Source organism: Marivivens sp. ABH4_498 (assembly GCF_056160585.1).
Map to the genome: position 1 here is coordinate 1 of NZ_JBSWXL010000015.1, position 1,940 is coordinate 1,940.

Consider the following 1,940-nt stretch of genomic DNA (forward strand, 5'->3'; position numbering starts at 1 on the left):
GGAATTTTGCCGAACGCGAATTTCGCGGGAATAGGCGCGCCGTTCGCCCAATCTTTGATTTCCAGTTTCATTTTGTATCTCCGAAATGTTGCATTTCAAGAGAACGCTAAATCAAAGGTCCAAGCAGTACTGCCCGTTCGGGATCAGAAAATATCGAAATCCGATCAATGTGGACGATGGCGAATTGCCTTGGGTGTGATGCCGAAACGTTTGCGAAATACATCGGCGAAATGCGATGGGGTTTTAAAGCCGCACTCCAACGATATCTGTGTGATCTTCGCGTCTGAAATTTGCAACAGCGTCAACGCACGCTCTAATCTGGCCCGCAAGAGCACCTTTGAAAAGCTTTGATCACAGGCGGCGAGCCATCGTCTGAACGTCGCTTCGCTCATTGCAAAATGGTCTGCGACTTCGGCAGTATGCCACGAATGACTAAGGTCCGTTTCGATGAGCCGACGCACGCGGCTGATTGCGTTTTCCTCTGCTGGGGCTTGCAGATTGTAACCCGCTTCTTTGAGCCAAACCAACGGCTCTGCCAATCGATGGACTTTGACGCTCTGCGGTAGGTCATCGTTCGCCCAAGTGGCTTGAATGTTTTGAATGACGTTAGATGTTGGAAAGGAATTTTTCGAAATCAGCAACACATCTTTGCGTTCGGCTATTGGAACGGGCTGGGTGAAGATCGACCGAACAAGGTCGTTCGAATAGCTTATCCCAATCGCTTTGTAATCTTCGTTAAATACTGGATGGTTCTCCATCGTGATGGTCGCCTCTGGCGAAAAGACAAAGACATCACCCTCGTAACCTGAAAGATCGGCGTTCGGCGAGGTGACCACACGTTTTGCCCCCCTTAGAATGAAGAACAAGACGGTTTTCCGAAAGAAAATTTCTGGGAAAACCGCCTTTGTGGCCTGAGAAATTGAAAAAACTTCGACCTTATTTGATCCGTTTTGGGTCGTCGTGAAATTGGTAGGGAGCTGGAACAAAAGTCGGCCTATCAAAAACAAATTTACTATTCAATCAACGCATTATCGTATAACCAGGCTCCCCCATGTGGTGCAACTTGCGCAAGGCCTAATTTGCCTAATATGTTTCGCGTTGTCGCCACCGAAGCAGAGAGTGTCGGTATTCCAGATGCCTTTTCTATCGGCTCGATAGAGGCAAGCGACGGCATCTGAACACAGGCAGAAGCGACAATCGCATCAACGCCGCGCAAATCTAATTTCTTCCATAGTTCGCTGGGGGCGAAAGGGTCTTGTGCTGCGACCTCCAAGTTGTCTGGTATTTCCAAAGCCAGAAAATCTTGTACTTCAATGCCTTCGTTTTCAATGTATTCAACAACAACCTGTGCCAAAGGGCGCATGTATGGGCAGATAAGAGAGATCTTTTTGACCTGCTTTTCCTTTAGCGCGTCAACCAACGAACCTGCCGAGTTTAGTACTACGGTAGGGTGGCCGTTTTCCGATGTCGCGTCATGCAATTTCTGTTCTGAAACTTTGTGATACCCAAGACCCATCGACATAATTGCGACAAGGCAGGCGTAGGCTTGAACCTCGACCGCGGCGTCTGACAGTTCGATAGCGCAGCGTACGCTGTCATTGTCCATTTGCGCCAGCTCTTCTTTTACGACGCTTTTCATACGCATCCGTGACGAATGAAACGTAAAGCGATCAGGCAAAATTTCTTCTCGTGCTTTGAGAAGCATTGGGATTTCGGTCTCCATCGTCAAATTGGAGCTAGGGACGATCAATCCTATGCGGCGGAGATTTTGCTGTTGGAGCATGGTCTGGCTTTCCTGTTGGCAGACGGAAACGCGGCAGTGCACGTTCGCCAAGGAATGTGAGTGTATCCGCCCCCTTATCAGAGGGCGGGCGGTTAGGGTTTTAGGCTTGGGCGATCATGTCACGGTTCATCGTGTAGGTGCCCATGTGGGTCGCCTG

2 protein-coding genes are annotated in these 1,940 nt (G+C 49.4%); both read right to left on the bottom strand.

The genetic code is table 11. The annotated features are described in order from the left end of the window. Nucleotides 1-164: 164 nt before the first annotated feature. Nucleotides 165-836 carry a helix-turn-helix transcriptional regulator gene (locus ACXAGA_RS16445; RefSeq protein WP_475118550.1) on the bottom strand — a complete coding sequence of 224 codons (672 nt, stop codon included), beginning with the start codon at nt 834-836 and terminating at the stop codon, nt 165-167. Between the two features lie 176 nt (nt 837-1,012). Next, nucleotides 1,013-1,783, bottom strand: coding sequence for a maleate cis-trans isomerase family protein (locus tag ACXAGA_RS16450; RefSeq protein WP_475118551.1), 771 nt, complete (start codon nt 1,781-1,783; stop codon nt 1,013-1,015). Nucleotides 1,784-1,940: the final 157 nt, after the last annotated feature.